The sequence below is a fragment of the Halorussus amylolyticus genome, from assembly GCF_004143485.2.
GTDB lineage: Archaea > Halobacteriota > Halobacteria > Halobacteriales > Haladaptataceae > Halorussus > Halorussus amylolyticus.
Window position 1 is genome coordinate 378,021 of record NZ_ML974130.1, and the last position, 16,747, is coordinate 394,767.

General features: G+C 65.6%; 14 protein-coding genes. 8 read left to right on the forward strand and 6 right to left on the reverse strand.

What is annotated here, in order from left to right; genetic code table 11:
• The first annotated feature begins 198 nt into the window (after nucleotides 1–198).
• The gene (gene uvrB / locus EKH81_RS01930) at nucleotides 199–2,259 is read left to right on the forward strand and encodes an excinuclease ABC subunit UvrB (protein ID WP_132058020.1); all 2,061 of its coding nucleotides are present in this window, start codon (nucleotides 199–201) and stop codon (nucleotides 2,257–2,259) included.
• A gap of 1 nt (nucleotide 2,260) precedes the next feature.
• Here uvrB and EKH81_RS01935 read toward each other — a convergent pair whose 3' ends face one another.
• Nucleotides 2,261–3,259 carry an SPFH domain-containing protein gene (locus EKH81_RS01935; RefSeq protein WP_238392113.1) on the reverse strand — a complete coding sequence of 333 codons (999 nt, stop codon included), beginning with the start codon at nucleotides 3,257–3,259 and terminating at the stop codon, nucleotides 2,261–2,263.
• A 184-nt stretch (nucleotides 3,260–3,443) separates the two neighbouring features.
• Here EKH81_RS01935 and EKH81_RS01940 point away from each other — a divergent pair, with 184 nt between their 5' ends.
• Nucleotides 3,444–3,761 (forward strand): hypothetical protein, encoded by a 318-nt coding sequence (locus EKH81_RS01940; protein WP_132058018.1) that lies wholly within the window; start codon nucleotides 3,444–3,446, stop codon nucleotides 3,759–3,761.
• Here the strand turns inward: EKH81_RS01940 and EKH81_RS01945 are convergent.
• Nucleotides 3,758–5,596, reverse strand: a complete 1,839-nt coding sequence (locus EKH81_RS01945) for an excinuclease ABC subunit C (protein WP_132058017.1) — start codon at nucleotides 5,594–5,596, stop codon at nucleotides 3,758–3,760. The genes EKH81_RS01940 and EKH81_RS01945 overlap by 4 nt on opposite strands.
• Before the next feature lie 9 nt (nucleotides 5,597–5,605).
• On the reverse strand, nucleotides 5,606–6,214 hold the full coding sequence (locus EKH81_RS01950; protein WP_132058016.1) for a hypothetical protein: 609 nt from the start codon (nucleotides 6,212–6,214) through the stop codon (nucleotides 5,606–5,608).
• A 261-nt stretch (nucleotides 6,215–6,475) separates the two neighbouring features.
• On the opposite strand from EKH81_RS01950, the gene EKH81_RS01955 reads away from it, so the two are divergent.
• A complete protein-coding gene (locus tag EKH81_RS01955; RefSeq protein ID WP_132058015.1) occupies nucleotides 6,476–6,739 on the forward strand; it encodes a DUF7967 family protein in 264 nt (87 codons plus the stop codon).
• A gap of 47 nt (nucleotides 6,740–6,786) precedes the next feature.
• Here EKH81_RS01955 and EKH81_RS01960 read toward each other — a convergent pair whose 3' ends face one another.
• Entirely contained in the window at nucleotides 6,787–7,725 is a 939-nt protein-coding gene (locus tag EKH81_RS01960; protein WP_238392097.1) for a lamin tail domain-containing protein, read from the reverse strand.
• Nucleotides 7,726–7,884: 159 nt separating this feature from the next.
• On the opposite strand from EKH81_RS01960, the gene EKH81_RS01965 reads away from it, so the two are divergent.
• The 4 genes from EKH81_RS01965 to EKH81_RS01980 all read left to right on the forward strand — a co-directional run bounded on the left by EKH81_RS01965 (nucleotide 7,885) and on the right by EKH81_RS01980 (nucleotide 10,817).
• The gene (locus EKH81_RS01965) at nucleotides 7,885–8,805 is read left to right on the forward strand and encodes an ABC transporter ATP-binding protein (protein WP_132058014.1); all 921 of its coding nucleotides are present in this window, start codon (nucleotides 7,885–7,887) and stop codon (nucleotides 8,803–8,805) included.
• Nucleotides 8,802–9,692: an ABC transporter permease subunit gene (locus EKH81_RS01970; RefSeq protein WP_132058013.1), complete on the forward strand. Its 891-nt coding sequence runs from the start codon at nucleotides 8,802–8,804 to the stop codon at nucleotides 9,690–9,692. The genes EKH81_RS01965 and EKH81_RS01970 overlap by 4 nt, the downstream gene beginning before the upstream one ends.
• A 71-nt stretch (nucleotides 9,693–9,763) precedes the next feature.
• Nucleotides 9,764–10,378: a transcriptional regulator gene (locus tag EKH81_RS01975; RefSeq protein ID WP_132058012.1), complete on the forward strand. Its 615-nt coding sequence runs from the start codon at nucleotides 9,764–9,766 to the stop codon at nucleotides 10,376–10,378.
• The gene (locus tag EKH81_RS01980) at nucleotides 10,371–10,817 is read left to right on the forward strand and encodes a toxin-antitoxin system TumE family protein (protein ID WP_132058011.1); all 447 of its coding nucleotides are present in this window, start codon (nucleotides 10,371–10,373) and stop codon (nucleotides 10,815–10,817) included. The genes EKH81_RS01975 and EKH81_RS01980 overlap by 8 nt, the downstream gene beginning before the upstream one ends.
• Nucleotides 10,818–10,824: 7 nt before the next feature.
• Here EKH81_RS01980 and ligA read toward each other — a convergent pair whose 3' ends face one another.
• Complete coding sequence (ligA, locus tag EKH81_RS01985) at nucleotides 10,825–12,951, reverse strand: NAD-dependent DNA ligase LigA (protein ID WP_132058010.1); 2,127 nt, start codon at nucleotides 12,949–12,951, stop codon at nucleotides 10,825–10,827.
• Between the two features lie 320 nt (nucleotides 12,952–13,271).
• Between ligA and EKH81_RS01990 the strand changes: the two genes are divergently transcribed.
• Nucleotides 13,272–15,623, forward strand: a complete 2,352-nt coding sequence (locus EKH81_RS01990) for an ATP-dependent DNA helicase (protein WP_238392098.1) — start codon at nucleotides 13,272–13,274, stop codon at nucleotides 15,621–15,623.
• A 4-nt stretch (nucleotides 15,624–15,627) separates the two neighbouring features.
• Here the strand turns inward: EKH81_RS01990 and EKH81_RS01995 are convergent, their stop codons facing one another.
• On the reverse strand, nucleotides 15,628–16,725 hold the full coding sequence (locus EKH81_RS01995) for an ABC transporter ATP-binding protein (RefSeq protein WP_132058008.1): 1,098 nt from the start codon (nucleotides 16,723–16,725) through the stop codon (nucleotides 15,628–15,630).
• Nucleotides 16,726–16,747: the final 22 nt, after the last annotated feature.

Consider the following 16,747-nt stretch of genomic DNA (forward strand, 5'->3'; position numbering starts at 1 on the left):
TTATCATGTTTGTTGGTTCCGGGATTATCTTTCTAACCTCAGTTACGACCGGCACGTTGTCTTCAACAATACTGACACTTACCTCTGTATGCCTCTGTTTGTTGTACGGTAAAGGAGTGTACGAACTAATGCGTCAGCGACCATTATGACCGGTACGACGAGAGGGTAAAGTAGCTTCAATCCCTACCCTACTCCACAATGAGTGACGCCGACTCCGGCCCGCTTTCGCCGGACCGACCCGAAGCCGAGAGCGACTTTCGGGTCGATGCGCCCTTCGACCCCGCGGGCGACCAACCCGGGGCCATCGAGCAGTTGGCCGCGGGGTTCGACTCCGGGATGGACAAACAGACCCTACTCGGGGTGACGGGGTCGGGCAAGACCAACACCGTCTCGTGGGTGGTCGAGGAAACGCAGTTGCCCGCGCTCGTCATCGCCCACAACAAGACGCTCGCCGCGCAGTTGTACGAGGAGTTTCGGAATCTGTTCCCCGACAACGCGGTCGAGTACTTCGTCAGCTACTACGACTACTACCAGCCGGAGGCGTACGTCGAGCAGACCGACAAGTACATCGAGAAGGACGCCTCCATCAACGAGGAAATCGACCGCCTGCGACACTCTGCGACTCGCTCGCTTTTGACCCGCGACGACGTAATCGTGGTCGCGTCGGTGTCGGCGATTTACGGACTCGGCGACCCGAGCAACTACGAGGAGATGAGCCTGCGTCTCGAAGTCGGCGACGAAATCGGGCGCGACGAGATGCTCGCGCGCCTCGTGGACCTGAACTACGAGCGCAACGACGTGGATTTCACGCAGGGCACGTTTCGGGTGCGGGGCGACACCGTCGAAATCTTCCCGATGTACGGCCGGTACGCGGTGCGCGTTGAGCTGTGGGGCGACGAAATTGACCGCATGATGAAGGTAGACCCCTTGGAGGGCGAAGTCGTTTCCCAAGAGCCAGCGGTTCTGGTCCACCCGGCAGAACACTACTCCATCCCCGAGAAAACGATGGAAGAGGCCATCGCGGAAATCGAGTCGGACCTCGACGACCGTGTCCGGTACTTCGAGCGGAACAACGACCTCGTGGCGGCCCAGCGAATTGAGGAGCGTACGACGTTCGACCTCGAAATGATGCGCGAAGCGGGCTACTGCTCGGGCATCGAGAACTACTCCGTCTACCTCTCGGACCGCGAAGTGGGCGACGCGCCGTTCACGCTGCTCGATTACTTCCCCGACGACTTCCTCACGGTCATCGACGAGTCCCACCAGACGGTGCCTCAAATCAAGGGCCAGCTCGCGGGCGACAAGTCCCGGAAGGAGTCGCTGGTCGGCAACGGCTTCCGACTCCCGACCGCGTACGACAACCGCCCGCTCTCGTTCGAGGAGTTCGAGGAGAAGACCGACAAGACCCTCTACGTCTCGGCAACTCCCGCCGACTACGAGCGCGAGCAGTCCGAGCAGATTGTCGAACAAATCGTTCGCCCGACTCACCTCGTGGACCCCAAGGTCGAGGTCACGGACGCCTCCGGTCAGATAGACGACCTGATGGACCGAATCGAGAACCGGACCGACGACGACGAGCGCGTCCTCGTCACCACCCTCACCAAGCGCATGGCCGAGGACCTCACCGAGTATCTGGAGGAAGCGGGCGTCGCGGTCGAGTACATGCACGACGAGACCGATACGCTCGAACGCCACGAGCTCGTCCGGGGACTTCGACTCGGGGAGTTCGACGTTCTCGTCGGTATCAATCTGCTCCGGGAGGGCCTCGACATCCCGGAAGTCAGCCTCGTCGCCATCCTCGACGCCGACCAGCAGGGATTCCTCCGGTCGGAGACCTCGCTCGTCCAGACGATGGGCCGGGCGGCCCGGAACGTCAACGGCGAAGTCGTCCTCTACGCCGACGAGACCACCGACGCGATGGCGGCCGCAATCGAGGAGACCCAGCGCCGCCGCGAGATTCAACAGCAGTACAACGACGACCACGGCTTCGAGGCGACCACTATCGACAAGGAAGTTTCGGAAGCGAACCTTCCCGGAAGCAAGACCGACACGGGCGGCATCACTTCGGGCGACCCTGAGACCGACGACGAGGCCGCGCGACACATCGAGGAACTCGAAGACCGGATGCAGGAGGCCGCGAGCAATCTGGAGTTCGAACTCGCGGCGGACATTCGCGACCGGATTCGAGAGATGCGCGAGGAGTTCGACGTGGACGTTGACGTGGAAGGCGGGGTTCCGGAGCCGAAAGGGGAGTTTTAGGTCAGTCGTCGGCTTCCGGCGATTCTAAGTCTTCTAGGTTCTCGGTATCGTCCAACTCCGCCAATAGCTCGTCCACGTCGTCCAGTCCAAGCCATTCTTCGGTCTCGGCGTCGAACTCCTTGCTCTCCAGCAGTTCGCCATCGACTTTCACGTCGCTTCCGGTGAGGTGCTTGCCGTATCGGCCCACGAGCGACGAGAGTTCTTGGGGCAGGACGAACGTCGTACTCTCGCCCTGTCCGATGGCGTCCAGCGTCTCCATGCCCTTCTCGATGACCGCGCGCTCGCCCATCGACTCGGCGGATTTCGCGCGGAGGACGGTCGAAACCGAGTCGCCTTGGGCTTCCAAAATCTGGCTCTGCTTTTCGCCCTGCGCCCGGATGATGTCCGATTGCTTGTCACCCTGCGCGCGCTCGACCGTACTCCGGCGCTCGCCCTGGGCTTCGAGAATCATCGCCCGGCGTCGGCGCTCGGCGGAGGTCTGTTTCTCCATCGCGCTCACGACGGTCGGCGTCGGCATCACGGCCTGCACTTCGACCGCCTCGACCCGGACGCCCCACTCGTCGGTGGGCCGGTCGAGTTCCTCGTGGATTCGGGAATTTATCTCCGTGCGCTTTCGGAGCGTGTCGTCTAATTCCATGTCGCCGATGACCGCCCGAAGCGTCGTCTGGGCGAGGTTCGCAACGGCCTTCCGGTAGTCTTCGACTTCCAGAAACGCCCGCTTGGCGTCCATTACGCGGATGTAGATGACCGCGTCGGCGGTCACGGGGGAGTTGTCCTCCGTGATGGCCTCTTGGGGCGGCACGTCGAGCATCTGGGTCCGCATGTCGTAGGTGTGGGTCGCGCTCACGAACGGCGGCACGAGGTTGAGACCGGGTTCGAGGAGTTTCCGGTACTCGCCGAGCACGGTCAGTGCGCGCTTCTCGGTCGCGTCCACGATTTCGACCGCGCTGTAGAGGACCGTCGCGACGAGTCCGAGAACCAACAGCCCAACGAACACCATCGGGTCGAACAGCGGGAGCGTGAACACGATGAGAAGGATGGCGACCGCGGCGGCCCCGGTCTTCGCGAGGTCCTTGCCCGAGGTCAGCCGACCCAGTTCGTAGAACGGGCTGTTCATGTTGTTTACACGAGTCCCCACGGGCTTAACAGTTGACGTTTATGTCGCAGCGCGAACAACGGCAGGTATGGCGAACACGCGCACGGCACTGGCGAAGGGCTTTGCGGTCGCAGTGGTCATCGTCCTCCTGTTTGTCGGCGGATACGTCCTGCTCGGAAGTGGCTTCGCCGGAGAGGGTCTGCTCGCGTACCTGCTCTCGCTCTTTTTCGCGGTCGCGGGCGCGGCGGGCATCTGGACCGAACGGTATCGCATCTCGCTCTTGGGGACCATCGGAATGGTGGTGCTGGCGCTGTTGCAGTCGCCGTTTCTACTCGGCTTGGCCGTACTGCTGGCCGTCGCGCTGGTGCTGGGGTGGACGGGACGAGTGCGGGATAGGATGGATTAGAGTTGCGTTTTCACAGTCTCGGCCGTCTTCTCGCCCACGCCTTCGACTTCCCGCAACTCCGCGACCGACGCCGCCCGAATCCCCTCGATGCTCCCGAACCGCCGGAGGAGACTCCGGCGAGTCGCCGGACCGATGCCCGGGACGTTATCGAGTTCGGTCGAAACGTCGTCTCTGAGCGTCTGGTGGTACCGAACCGCAAACCGGTGGGCCTCGTCGCGGACGCGCTGGAGGACGTGGAGGTGGGCGGCGTTGCTCGGCCAGTTGTAGCTCCCGTCGGGCGTAACCACGACCTCCTCGGCCTTCGCGAGCGCGACGGCGGGCACGTCCCACCCCGTGTCAGCGAGCGCGTCGCGGGCCGCCGAGAGTTGCCCCTCGCCGCCGTCGATGAGCAGGAGGTCGGGGTCCGGGCGGTCGTCACGGCCCGCGAGCGCGCGTCCGGCGCGCCAGCGCACGAGGTCGTACATGTTCCCGTAGTCGTCGTTGCGGTCTTCGAGCTTCTTCCGGCGGTAGCCCGACTTGTCGGGCGACCCGCCGTCGAACACCACGTCGCTCCCGACGACCGACGACCCCTGGGCGTGGCTCACGTCGAACCCCTCGATTCGCCGGGGCACCGCGTCGAGTCCGAGCGCGTCTCGGAGCGCCGCGAGCGCGTCGGGTTCGCTCGCGCCCCGCCGAGCGTTCTTGAGCGCGAGGTCCACCAAGGTCGCTTCGCGGCCCGCACCGGGGACGCGGGCCGAGACGCCCTCGGCGTCGAGCCAGTCGCGGACCTCCTTGTCCGGGCGCTCCGAGAGCAGGAGGGCGTCCGGCAGGTCGCGTTCGGCGTAGTACTGGGGCACGAACGCCGAGAGGACGGCCCCGGCGCGGGTATCCGTGTCCCCATCGTCTCCCTCCGGAACCGCAACGGCGTGGCGCTCGCGTTCGACCAACTGCCCCGACTCGCTGTGGAGGCGCGCGACCGTCGCCGAGTCGCCTTCGAGCGCCACGCCCAGCGCGTCCACCGAGCGCTCGTCGGCTTGGCTCGCGACCGCGTCGCCAGCGCCGCCGTGGAACCCCTCGACGGCGTCGAGTTTGTCTCGGAGGTTCGCGGCGCGCTCGAACTCCTGATTCGCGGCGGCGCGTTCCATCTCCCGACGGAGCGGGTCGGCGAGGATACCCGTCTCGCCCTCGAAAAATCGGACGACCGATTCCACGTCGGCGACGTACGATTCGCGGTCGATTTCCCCGGTGCAGGGCGCGGTGCAGAGACCGATGTCGTAATCGAGGCACGGTCGGTCGCGCCCGGCGAACTTGTGGTCCGAGCAGCCCCGAACGCCGTAGGTCTCGCGGAGTGCCTTCACCACGGTTTCGACCCGCGTCTTCTGCGTGAAGGGGCCGAACACGCGCGGCCCGCTCGCGGTGGGTCCCCCGCCGTCGCCGCGGGTCCCGCGGCGACGGCCCGACCCGTGGGAGCGCCCCGACCCGCGCCGGGCGGTCGCGTCCGGGTCGGGGTCGCGCGTGATTTCGATTCGCGGATGCTCGTGGTCTGTGAGCTGAACCAGCGGGTACGATTTGTCGTCTTTCAGTCGGACGTTGTACCGGGGCTGGAACCGCTTGATGAGGTTGGCTTCGAGCAGGAGCGCCTGCGTCTCGGTGTCGGTCACCGAGTAGTCGATGGCGTCGGCTCGCTCGACCATCCGGCGGATGCGCTCGCCCCGCGGGTCGGCGTACGACCGCACTCTGTCGCGGAGTTCGACCGCCTTCCCGACGTAGACGACCGTCTCGCCGTCGTGAAACTGGTACACGCCGGGTTCGCGGGGTAGCTCCCCGGCGCGCTCCCGAACCGCGTCCCCGTCCATCGAACGGAGTTAGTCGTTCGACGGCTTTGAAGCTGTCCCTAATGCGGTTCGAAGCCGTCGAGCGACCTGCTCGCCGTCGTCGTTGCGGAGCGGAACGCGCATCGGGTCGCGGCCCGCGCGCTCGATGACCAGTTCCTTCGAGCGCGAACTGACGTAGACCGCGGCCAGCGCCGCGGCCGCGACGAGCAGGACGCCGCCGCCGACCAGACATCCGGTCGCGAACATCCCGAACGCGTCGGGGAGGATGCCCATGAACTGCCCGAGACCCGCGTCGGGCGCGCCCTCGGAGGGGGTCGCCGCGTCGAGTCGTTCGAGGACGCCGCTCGCGGTCAGCAGGACGCCGCCGCCGAGCAGGACCGCGCCGTAGACGGCGCTCTTGGCGCCCCACGACGCGTAGGCGTCTCGGCCGACGGTCTCGACGCTCGCGTCGAGGACGTTCGGCCGGTCCTCGTGGTCGAACCGTCGGCCCTCTCCGTTCGGCGTGAACACCAGGACGCGGTGGGTCGTGACCGCGATTCGCGCGCCATCGACCGACAGCTCTTCTTCGACCTCCTCACCTTGGAAGAGCATGCTCGACAGGCGGTCGTCGGTCGCCTGCGACAGCGGGGACTGGCTCATCGTCATCTCGTCGCCGAACGCACACCGAACCGGTCGCTACCCGTACCCCGTGTCCGAAACTGCATACACGTCTGCCACCCGTAGTCTTTCATTCGCGTACCGATACATCGTTTCCGGCCTTAACGCTACTGGCGGTGTCAACGATTGGAGGTGAGCCGAGACGGGTCGAGAGACACGGAGCCGAGACGACCCGGGGATACGAACCTATGGCGCCCGAGGGAACCCGGTGGATTCAACCCTCGCCCCCGCCATTCTCCACGCATGGACGACGCGCAACTCTGGCTCGTCGAGCGGACGTACACCGACAAGGGTCTCGTCTCGCTGGTGTACGCCACCCCGGACGGAGGACGGAGTCTCCACCGACAGCGGTCGATGAACGCGCTCCGACAGTCCGACGGCGTGACCGCCGCTATCGCGGCAGACCCCGACGAACTACAGGCGGTCGAAGACGAGGAGACTCGGACTCGGTACGCCGACGAAGCGACTCGGATGGCCGAGCGACACGACCCCGAGGAGACGGTCTAAGGGTTCGGTTCCCTTCTCGGCCGAAAAAAGACCGTGAACCGCGTCGGTCAGTAGTACGACCGACGGTCGACTTCGTCGCCGTTCTCGTCGTAGAGGTACGCCGTATCGCCGTCGTCGTTCCAGATTTCGTGGCCGAAGTCGGCATAAAGGTCGTCGTAATCGTCGCTACCGCTCCCGGAGTGGACCCAGACCGAGGCACCCGAATCGAGCGTGAATCCGCTCGGGAAGGTGTAGGTGTGTCCGGCCTCGTCTACGAGCGTGTAGCCCGACAGGTCGAGTTCGCCGTCACCGGTGTTCTTGATTTGGACGCGTTCGTCGTTCAGGTAGGACGCCTCGGCGTACACCCACTCGATAGAGGCCGTCCCGTCGCCGCCGTCGCCGCCGTCGCCGTCATCGACGGTTCGGCACTCCCAGAGACCGCGGAGGTCGTTCTGCGCCGTGGTTTCGGCGCTGTAGAACGAATCGCTCTGACTGAAGGTGCTGTCGTAGACGCGAGCGTGACCGGTCTCCACCAAGTCGTGATTGAAGTTCTCGCCGTCGGTGTAGATGTACCCGAGCAGACGGCCGTAATCGCCGCGTCGGTCGGACTCGCTATCGAACTTCAGCGTGACCGTCTCTCCGACCAGCGCGTCCTTCGTGTACTGGCTCGCATCTTCACCTGCATCACGGAGACAGTCCTCGCCCGCTTGCGTGTCCGGGACGCCCTCGAACTCGGACGGCGAGTTCTCGACGTGGACCTCAGGGGTGTCTACGCCGAGCAGTCGAACCGTCTCGGTGGTCCCGTTTTCGTACTCTACGTCCACCGTGTCGCCGTCGGCCGCACTCGTGACGGTCACGGTGACTGAGCCGCTGATGCTACTCGAATTCGCGTCGTCAGCCGTCGGCGCGACCGCCGAGCTTCCGGCAACTGCCGCGCTTCCGGCGACTGCCATACTCGTAACGAGCGCTACCGTCAGAATCGCCGCTAGTAGTTGTTTTCGTATCACGACCAGATGATAGAATCCTGTTCTTAAAATATTTATTGAAGGAAATATTCTGTGAAATAAGTGTGCTTTTGACACGGTGTTTCGGACCGGTGCGTCAACCCGACACACACAATCCGGATAAGACAAGGGTTTACGTACGGTGACGCAAAAGCCGGAACTATGGCCGCCATCGAAATAGACGGAGTAACCAAGCGGTACGGCGACGTGGTCGCTGTCCGAGACCTCTCGCTCGATATCGCCGAGGGCGAGGTGTTCGGCTTCCTCGGTCCGAACGGTGCGGGCAAGTCCACCACCATCAACATGTTGTTGGACTTCGTCCGACCGACCGAGGGCGAAATCCGGGTCCTCGGGCGCGACGTCCACGACGAGAGCGTCGCGGTCCGCGAACACCTCGGGGTCCTCCCCGAGGGCTTCTCGGTGTACGACCGACTCACCGGACGCCAGCACCTCGAATTCGCCATCGAGTCGAAAGACGCCGACGCCGACCCCGACGCCCTCCTCGAACGGGTCGGCCTCTCGGGCGACGGCGACCGCAAGGCTGGCGGCTACTCGAAGGGAATGGCCCAGCGACTCGTCCTCGCGATGAGTCTCGTGGACGACCCCGACCTCCTCGTTCTCGACGAACCCTCGACCGGTCTCGACCCGAACGGCGCGAAACAGATGCGCGAAATCGTGCGCGAGGAGGCCGACCGCGGCGCGACCGTCTTCTTCTCGTCGCACATCCTCGGGCAAGTCGAGGCGGTCTGCGACCGCGTCGGCATCCTCCGGGAGGGCGAACTCGTCGCCGAGGACTCCATCGAGGGACTTCGAGACGCCGTCGGGAGCGATTCGACGCTCAAGGTCAGGGTCGATTCGGTTCCCGAGGGCGTCCTCGCCGACCTGCGCGGTATCGAGGGCGTCGCCGAAGTCGGCCGCGAGGACCACACCCTCCGAGTGACCTGCGACAGCGGCGTGAAGGCGTCGGTCATCACGACGCTCGAATCCGCGGGCGCTGAGGTCGAGGACTTCGAGATGGAGGAGTCGTCGCTCGAAGACCTGTTCATGGCGTACACCGCGGACAAACAGGAGGTGGAAGCATGACGTGGCAGGCCGTCGCCCGGAAGGACTTCCAAGACGCGGTGCGCTCGAAGTGGCTCTGGGCGCTGTCGGCGCTGTTCGTGCTGGTGTTCTCGCTGCCCGCCATCCTCCAGTTCTATCTGGAGATGGGGTCGGCACCACCGCAGGGCGAGCAGGGAAGTTCCGACGCCTTCATCTTCCTGATGAAGCAGGGAACCTCGGTGCTCGTCCCGCTCATCGCCATCGTGCTCGCGTACGCGTCGATTACCCAAGAGCGCGAGTCCGGGTCGCTGAAGCTCCTACTCTCGCTTCCCCACTCGCGCGAGGACGTCGTGTTCGGCAAAGTCGTGGGTCGAGCGGGCGTCCTGACGCTCCCAATCGTCCTCGGCTTCGTGGTCGCAGCGGTGCTGATACTCGCCACCTCGCTGTCGTTCAAGCTGGCGAACTTCGTGCTGTTCGCGGTGCTGACAGTGGTGCTCGGTCTCGTGTTCGTCGGGCTTTCGGTCGGTATCTCGGCGGCGGCCAGCACGGGTCGGCGCGCGATGATGTCGGCGACCGGCGCGTTCTTCATGTTCGTCATCCTCTGGAACGCGTTCGCGAACCAGCTCGTGAATTTGCTCGATAAGTATGTCGGACTCGCCGACGCGACCCAGTTGCACGCGGTGCTGTTCCTGAAACTCCTGAACCCGACGCAGGCGTACAAGACGCTCATCGACTCGTTCCTGCTCGAATCCGCGGTCCAGTCGCGAATCATGATGTTCGGCTTCATGCGCCAGCAGGTCGCCGCACAGACGCTCGGCGAGTCGCTGCCGGTGTATTTGTCGAACGGCTTCGTCGTCTCGTACCTCCTGCTCTGGCTGTTGGTCTCGGTCGGCGTCGGCTACTGGGTCTTCGAGAACGCGGACCTGTAGCTAACTCGTCTCGGGGTTCCACATATATTCGCACCCCAAAATATTACTTTCACCACCACGTCGATTCGACTATGCCCGCGAACGACGAGGAGGGGCCGACTTCCGTTGCGGAGCTACGTCCCTTCGAATCCGACGCCCTCTCGGGGGAAGTCTCGGACGACCTCGACGAGGCCGTGACCGAGGAGTGGAAAGCGACCGCAACCGCCTTCCAGCGAATCCACGCCGTTCTCAGAAACACCTACGAACCGCACACGACCGGCGAGATAGCCGACAAGGCCGCGACCACCAAACCGACCGTTCGCAAACACATCGAACCGCTCCTCGACGCCGGAATGGTCGAAGCCCGGACGACCGGAAATATGACCCGATACGTGTGGAGTTCGACCCAGCGCCGTCTCAACCGGGTCGCCGAACTCGCCGACAATCACGCCCCTGCGGAACTCGATGGGAAACTCAGGCGTGCGAAAACACGTCTCGGAGACATCGAACGAAAGTACGCCGTCGATTCGCCGACTGAACTCGCCGAGGAACTGGCCCCCGACGACGACGATGGATGGGACGACCTCTCCAAGTGGCGGACGCTCGAAGACGACCGCAAGCGCCTCGAAGCCGCACTGTCTGTGAAAGACTACCTCGGTGACTCGAAGTGGACGGCTCATCCGTCGGACGCGTCGAAGCATGCGTAGGGAACCGCGAGGTCGGATTTCGCGCGAGAGGCTCAACACGGTCGAACGAACCTTCCAAAAGCGGCTGAACGGACTCGTCAAGTCGGTGGAGTGGCACCCCGATTACGACGTTGGCCTCGAAGACCTGCGAATCGAACTTCGAGACGGGATTCACGCCGCCGAGTCCAGATTCGACGTGGCGTGGTGGACCCAACACGGGTACAAATATCACTACACCGAAGGCAACGAAAACGGACTTCAGTTCCGATTCGGATGGGAGATTCGTCCCGAGTTTCCCGACAAACACTTTCATCCCCCCGACGACCTCCACGCCCACCGAGAGTCGTGCATCCGCCACGAGGACGTGAAACGGGTCACGCTCGCCGTTATCAAGTGTTGGTACGCGGCCGCGAAGGCGGGAGACCCCGAGAAATTGAACGCGCTTTCGAATCCGCCGTAACGGCCCGCTACCGTACCCCTCGTTCGGCCAGCAACTCCGCGAACGCGTCCTCGTCGAGCGTCTCCACGCCGCGCTCCTCGGCGTCGTCCAACTTCGTCTGGCCCGCGCCCTCGCCGACGACGAGGTAGTCGGTGTTGCCCGAGACGCTCCCCGTGGCGTTCGCACCGTGGCGCTCGACCAGTTCCTGCATCTCGCTTCGCGGCTTCGAGAGCGCGCCCGTGAACACGAACGTCAGCCCGTCGAGTTCCTCGCCCGTCTCGGTCTCGTCCGGCGTTTCGAGGGGTCCGACCGCGTCGAGCAGGTCGTCGATGGCGTCTTGGTTCCGCTCGGAGTCGAAGAACTCCGCGATTTGGTCGGCGACCTTGGGACCGATTCCGTCCACGGCTTCGAAGGCCTCGCGGTCGGCGCTCCGAATCTTCTCGATGTCGCCGAACTCGCGGGCGAGGGCGGCCGCAGTTGCCGGACCGACCTTCGGGATACCGATGGCCGAGAGGAAATCGCGCAAGGGCGGGTGCTTGGAGTCCGCTAACTCTCTCACCAGATTCGCCGCGCTCGTCTCGCCCCACCCGTCGAGTTCTGCGAGGTCGTCGTCGGTGAGGTCGTAGAGGTCGGCGAGACCGTCGGCGACGAGTCCGGCGTCGAGGAGTTGGTCCACGCGCTCGCCGCCCAGTCCTTCGACGTCGAGACCGTCCTTGCTGGCGTAGTACTCGATAGCGCGTCGGAGTTGGGCGTCGCAGGCCAGTCCGCCGGTGCAGTACGCGATGGGGCCGTCGAACTCGACCGCGCTGTCGCAGACCGGACACCGGTCGGGGAAGTCGTAATGGCCCTCGGCGCGCTTTTCGACTACTTCCGCGACGTAGGGAATCACGTCGCCCGCGCGCTCGACCCGCACGTCGTCGCCGACGTTGACGTTCATCGCCGCGATTTCCTCGGGGTTGTGGAGGCTGGCGCGCGAGACGGTGACGCCGCCCACGTCCACGGGTTCGAGGAGCGCGACCGGCGTGAGACGCCCCGTCCGACCCACCTGCACCACGATGTCGGTGATAGTCGTGACTTCGGCGCGGGCCGGGAATTTGTAGGCGAACGCCCACCGGTAGGCGCGCTCGGTGGTCCCGAGTCGTTCGCACGCCCGGAGGTCGTTCACCTTGATGACCACCCCGTCGATTTCGTAGTCGAGGTCGGCCCGGTCGTCCATGAGTCGGTCGCGGTACGCGATGGCGTCCTCGATGTCCTTGGTGCGCTCGATGCGGTCGTTGACCTTCAGGCCCCACTCGGGCAGGCGCTCGTGCTGTTCCCAGTGGGTGTCGAACTCCCGCGATGCGGCGAGCGATTCGTCGGACGAGTCCGACGAATCGCGTCCGGTTCGGCGAACGTCGAGCACGTCGAAGAAGAAGCAGTCGAGGGGCCGCTCGGCGGTGACGGCGGGGTCCAACTGTCGGAGGCTCCCGGCGGCCGCGTTCCGGGGGTTGGCGAAGGGGTTGTCGCCGCGCTCGACGCGCTCGCGGTTGTGCTCTCGGAAGGCTTCCTCGGGCATGTACACCTCGCCCCGAACTGCCAGAAAGTCGGGGTAGTCGCCCCGGAGGCGGTGGGGAATACAGCCGATGGTTCGGACGTTCTCGGTCACGTCCTCGCCCGTCTGGCCGTCCCCGCGCGTGGCGGCCCGGACGTACTCGCCGTCCTCGTAGACGACTTCGACCGAGAGGCCGTCGAACTTGGGTTCGCAGACGTACTCGACCTGCTCACCCGCCTCGCCCACCTCCCGTTTCATCCGGGCGTCGAACTCCCGCACGTCGTCGGCCTCGCCGCTGGAGTCGATGGAGAGCATCGGCGCGACGTGTTCGACCGTGCCGAGTTCGTCGAGAGGTTCGCCGCCGACCCGTCGGGTGGGACTGTCGTCGGTCCGCACGTCGAAGGCGGCTTCGAGGTCCTGCAATCTGGTGAACAGCGCGTCGTAGGCCTCGTCGGCGACGGCGGGGTCGTTTTCGACGTAGTACCGATGGTCGTGGTAGCGAATCGCCTTCCGGAGAAGTTCTGCCTGCTCGGTGGCCTCGGCTTCGCTCAGTTCCTCGACCGGTTCGAACTCCGTCGGCGGGTCCTCGATGTAGGGATTCTCGTCCGCGCTCGCGCTCGCCATTGTCCACGGTTTGTGCGTCTCCCGATAAAAACGCAATGTCGTTGCGCGCGTGGCGGTTCGCGGGCGAACGCTCGGTTGGCCAACTGCAGTGGGTGGGACTGAAAGGGGCCGCCCGGTCGCGTTTATCTTGGTCGCTTGCTCGGCCTCTATCTGCGCGGGCCGTGCAGAGAGCGCAGATATGCCGAGCAACGACCGCGACCGGGCGGGGGCTTTCTAAAACGCCTCGGCCGTCTCTTGTGGACCGACGATTCTGATTTCCGAACATCGTCCGACCCGTCGCATCCAAACGTTCAAACCCGATGGCGCGCTACCTCGTCCCAGTGACCTCCGCCGATTCGTGGCGCGACATCTTCGGCCACGACGACCCCTACGACGAGCAGGTAGACGGCATCGAGACCGCGATGGAGACCGCCCGAGACGGCGGTTTCACCGTGGTCGAGGGAGCCTGCGGCACCGGCAAGACCATGCTGGCGCTGACCGCGGGCATCGACCTCGTTCGCGACCCCGACACCGACTACGAGCGCGTGGTCGTCCTCACCAGCGTGAAACAGCAACTCCGCCAGTTCGAGGCCGACCTCCGGACCGTCAACGCGAATCTGCCCGACGACTGGACTCCCGTGACCGCGCTCACCCTCGTCGGGAAGGCCGACGTGTGCCCGTACAACCGCGAGAACGCGGGCGGAATCGACGACGAGAACGTCTACAGCCGGTGTGAGACCCTCCGAGAGGACACCCGCGCGATTACCGGCGAGGGCGGTTCGACGACCGCCCAGAATCTCGTCTCGCGCGCCCGGAGCCAGCAGACCGGTCTGGCCGATTCGGGGTCGCAGGGTCGGGCCGCCGCGAGCTATCTCGAAACCGCCGGGGAGCCGACCCCCTACCCGCCGGAGATGCCCGAGTACGACAATCTGGAGTACTGCCCGTTCTACGCCCAGTTTCTCGAAGACGTGCCCGAGGACGGCGACCCCGTGGAAGCCGTCCCGTTCGACTTCGACGGTTTGGGACTCATCGACCCCGACGAACTCGTGTCGCTGTCGGTCCAGCACGGCACCTGCCCCCACTCGATGATGGGCGCGCTCCTCGGCCACGCCGAGGTCGTCGTCGGAAACTACTACCACGCGTTCGACCCCGTGACGACGGCGACGTTCACGGGCGCGCTGTTGGACGACTCGACGTTCGTGGTCTGCGACGAGGCCCACATGCTCGAACCCCGAGTTCGGGACCTCGTGAGCGACGCGGTGGGCGACAAGACGCTCGGTGACGCCGAATCCGAACTCACCCGCGTCATTCAGCCCATCAAATTCGACGGGAAGGAGAGCCACACCACCGCGGACGCCGACCTCGTCCGGGGCGAACTCGAAGACAGCGACGTGAGCCTCTCGGAAATCGAGGAGACGCTGGAGTTCGTCCGCGACCTCCGCGAGGAACTCGACCGCCGTGTGACCGCCCACCTCGAACGCGAGCATCGCGGGTGGAAGTCGAACCTCCCGGACCTGCCGGACGACGAGATTCCCCTGCGCGACCCGACCGAGCCACAGCCGGACGAGATATCGGAGTGGGCCGAGGGCCGGGGCTATCACGGCGGCGTCTGGGTGCGCGCCGAGGCCGTGGGAAGCGTCGTCGCTCGCATCCTGAACGAAGCCGAGGACGACGAGAAGGAGCGCGCCGCGCCCGCCGCGGGCCGGGTCCTCGGCGAGTGGTATCGCAACGACCACGAACACTACTTCCGGGAAATCGTCCTTGAACGGACGTGGAACGATACGGAACCTCGACAGTCGTGGCGGCGGGCGTACAACGCCCGCCTCGCCATGCAGAACTGCGTGCCGAGCGACGCCATCGGCGAACAGCTTTCGGAGTTCGGCGGCGGCGTGCTGATGAGCGCGACCCTCGAACCCCTCGACGTGTTCGAGGAGGTGACGGGCCTGAACCATCTCGAACGAGAAGAAGGCCGCCCCGTGGTCGAGCGAACCTTCGGCCTGAACTTCCCCGAGGAGAACCGCGAGAGTTTCGCGGTGGACGCCCCGAAGTTCACCTACGACAACCGCGGTGCGCCGGGCGACGAGACGACGACCCGGCAGGTGTACGCCGACGCGCTCCGAGACGTGGCCCAGTCGCCGGGCAACGTCCTCGTCGGGATGCCCAACTACGCCGAGGCCGAGTGGGCCGCCGAGAGCCTCCGCGAGAATCCGAGCGTCGAGAAGCCGGTCCTGCTCGACGAGAGCAGCGCCGACGACGTGACCGAAGACCTCAAAGACGAGTTCTTCGGCGGCGAATCCAAGGTCCTCGTGACGAGTCTCCGGGGCACCCTCACCGAGGGCGTCGATTACGAGGGCGACAAACTCCACGCTGCCGTCGTCTGTGGCGTCCCCATCATCAACACCGCGAGTCCCCGGACGAAGGCGGTCCGGACGGCGTACGACCGCGCGTTCGGCAACGGCTTCGAGTACGCGCTGACGGTCCCGGCCGCGCGGAAGGCCAGACAGGCGCTCGGCCGGGTGATTCGGGGACCGGAGGAGGTCGGCGTCCGGGTGCTGGTGGATTCGCGATACGCCAGAAATTCGTGGGACAGCGTCCGGAAGTACTTCCCCGAGACCGAGCGCGAGGAGTTCCAGCCGGTGAGTCCGGATATGCTGTCGCTCGGTTTGGAGCGATTCTGGAAGGGCCGGGAGTAGTGGTTTATCGGGACGGCTCGACCGCTTTCCCGGCCCGTCCGCCAGCGATGACGTGTGCGTCCTCAGGGTCGAAGCCGACCCGAACGCGGTCGGTCGTCGGGCGCTCGGATTCTCGGAGCACCACCTCGCGGCCGTCCCAATCGAGATGCACGCGGAACGATTCGCCCAAGAACTCGACCGCCTCGACGGTCGCCTCGAAACTGTTCGACCCCGGCCCGAGTTCGAGGTGTTCGGGCCGGACACAGAACGCGACCGACCCCTCCGAAACGTCCGGTGCGAGCGCGGGGTCGCCCGCGGGCGACCCCGCGCTCGCGTCGGCTCCTTCGACCCGGAACGCGGTCCCGGCGACCACCACGTCGCCGTCTCGGACTTCTCCCTCGAAGACGTTGTTGTCGCCGAGGAACTCCGCGACGAATCGCGTCTCGGGGCTGCGGTACACGTCCTCGGGCGTTCCGACCTGCTCGACCCGGCCGTCGTTCATGACGGCCACTCGGTCCGAGACGGCGAGCGCCTCCTCCTGGTCGTGAGTCACGTAGACGGTCGTAATTCCGAGGTCCGACTGAATCCGCTTGACCTGCGTCCGGAGGCTCTGGCGGAGGCGGGCGTCGAGCGCGCTCATCGGCTCGTCGAGCAGGAGTACGTCCGGGCCGGGCGCGAGCGCGCGGGCCAGCGCCACGCGCTGGCGCTGGCCGCCCGAGAGTTCGTCGGGGTCGCGCTCGCCGAACCCCGCGAGGTCCACGAGTTCGAGCAGGTCGCCCACGCGCTCCTCGCGGCTCTGCCCGCCGGGCGTCTCCCGGAAGCGCAGGCCGTACCCCACGTTCTCGGTCACGGTCATGTGCGGGAACAGCGCGTAGTTCTGGAAGACGACGCCCACGTCGCGGTCCTCCGGGGCGACCCCCGACATCTCGCGGTCGCCGAACCGCACGTCGCCCGCGTCGAGGGTCTCGAACCCCGCGATGGCGCGGAGCGTGGTGGTCTTCCCGCACCCCGAAGGGCCGACGAGCGTGAAGAACTCGCCGTCGGCGACTTCGAGGCTCACGTCTCGGAGCGCGGCCACGTCGCCGAACGACTTCGAAACGCCCGAGAGGTGAAGGTCGGTCACGCCTCCCACCTCCGGAGGCCCT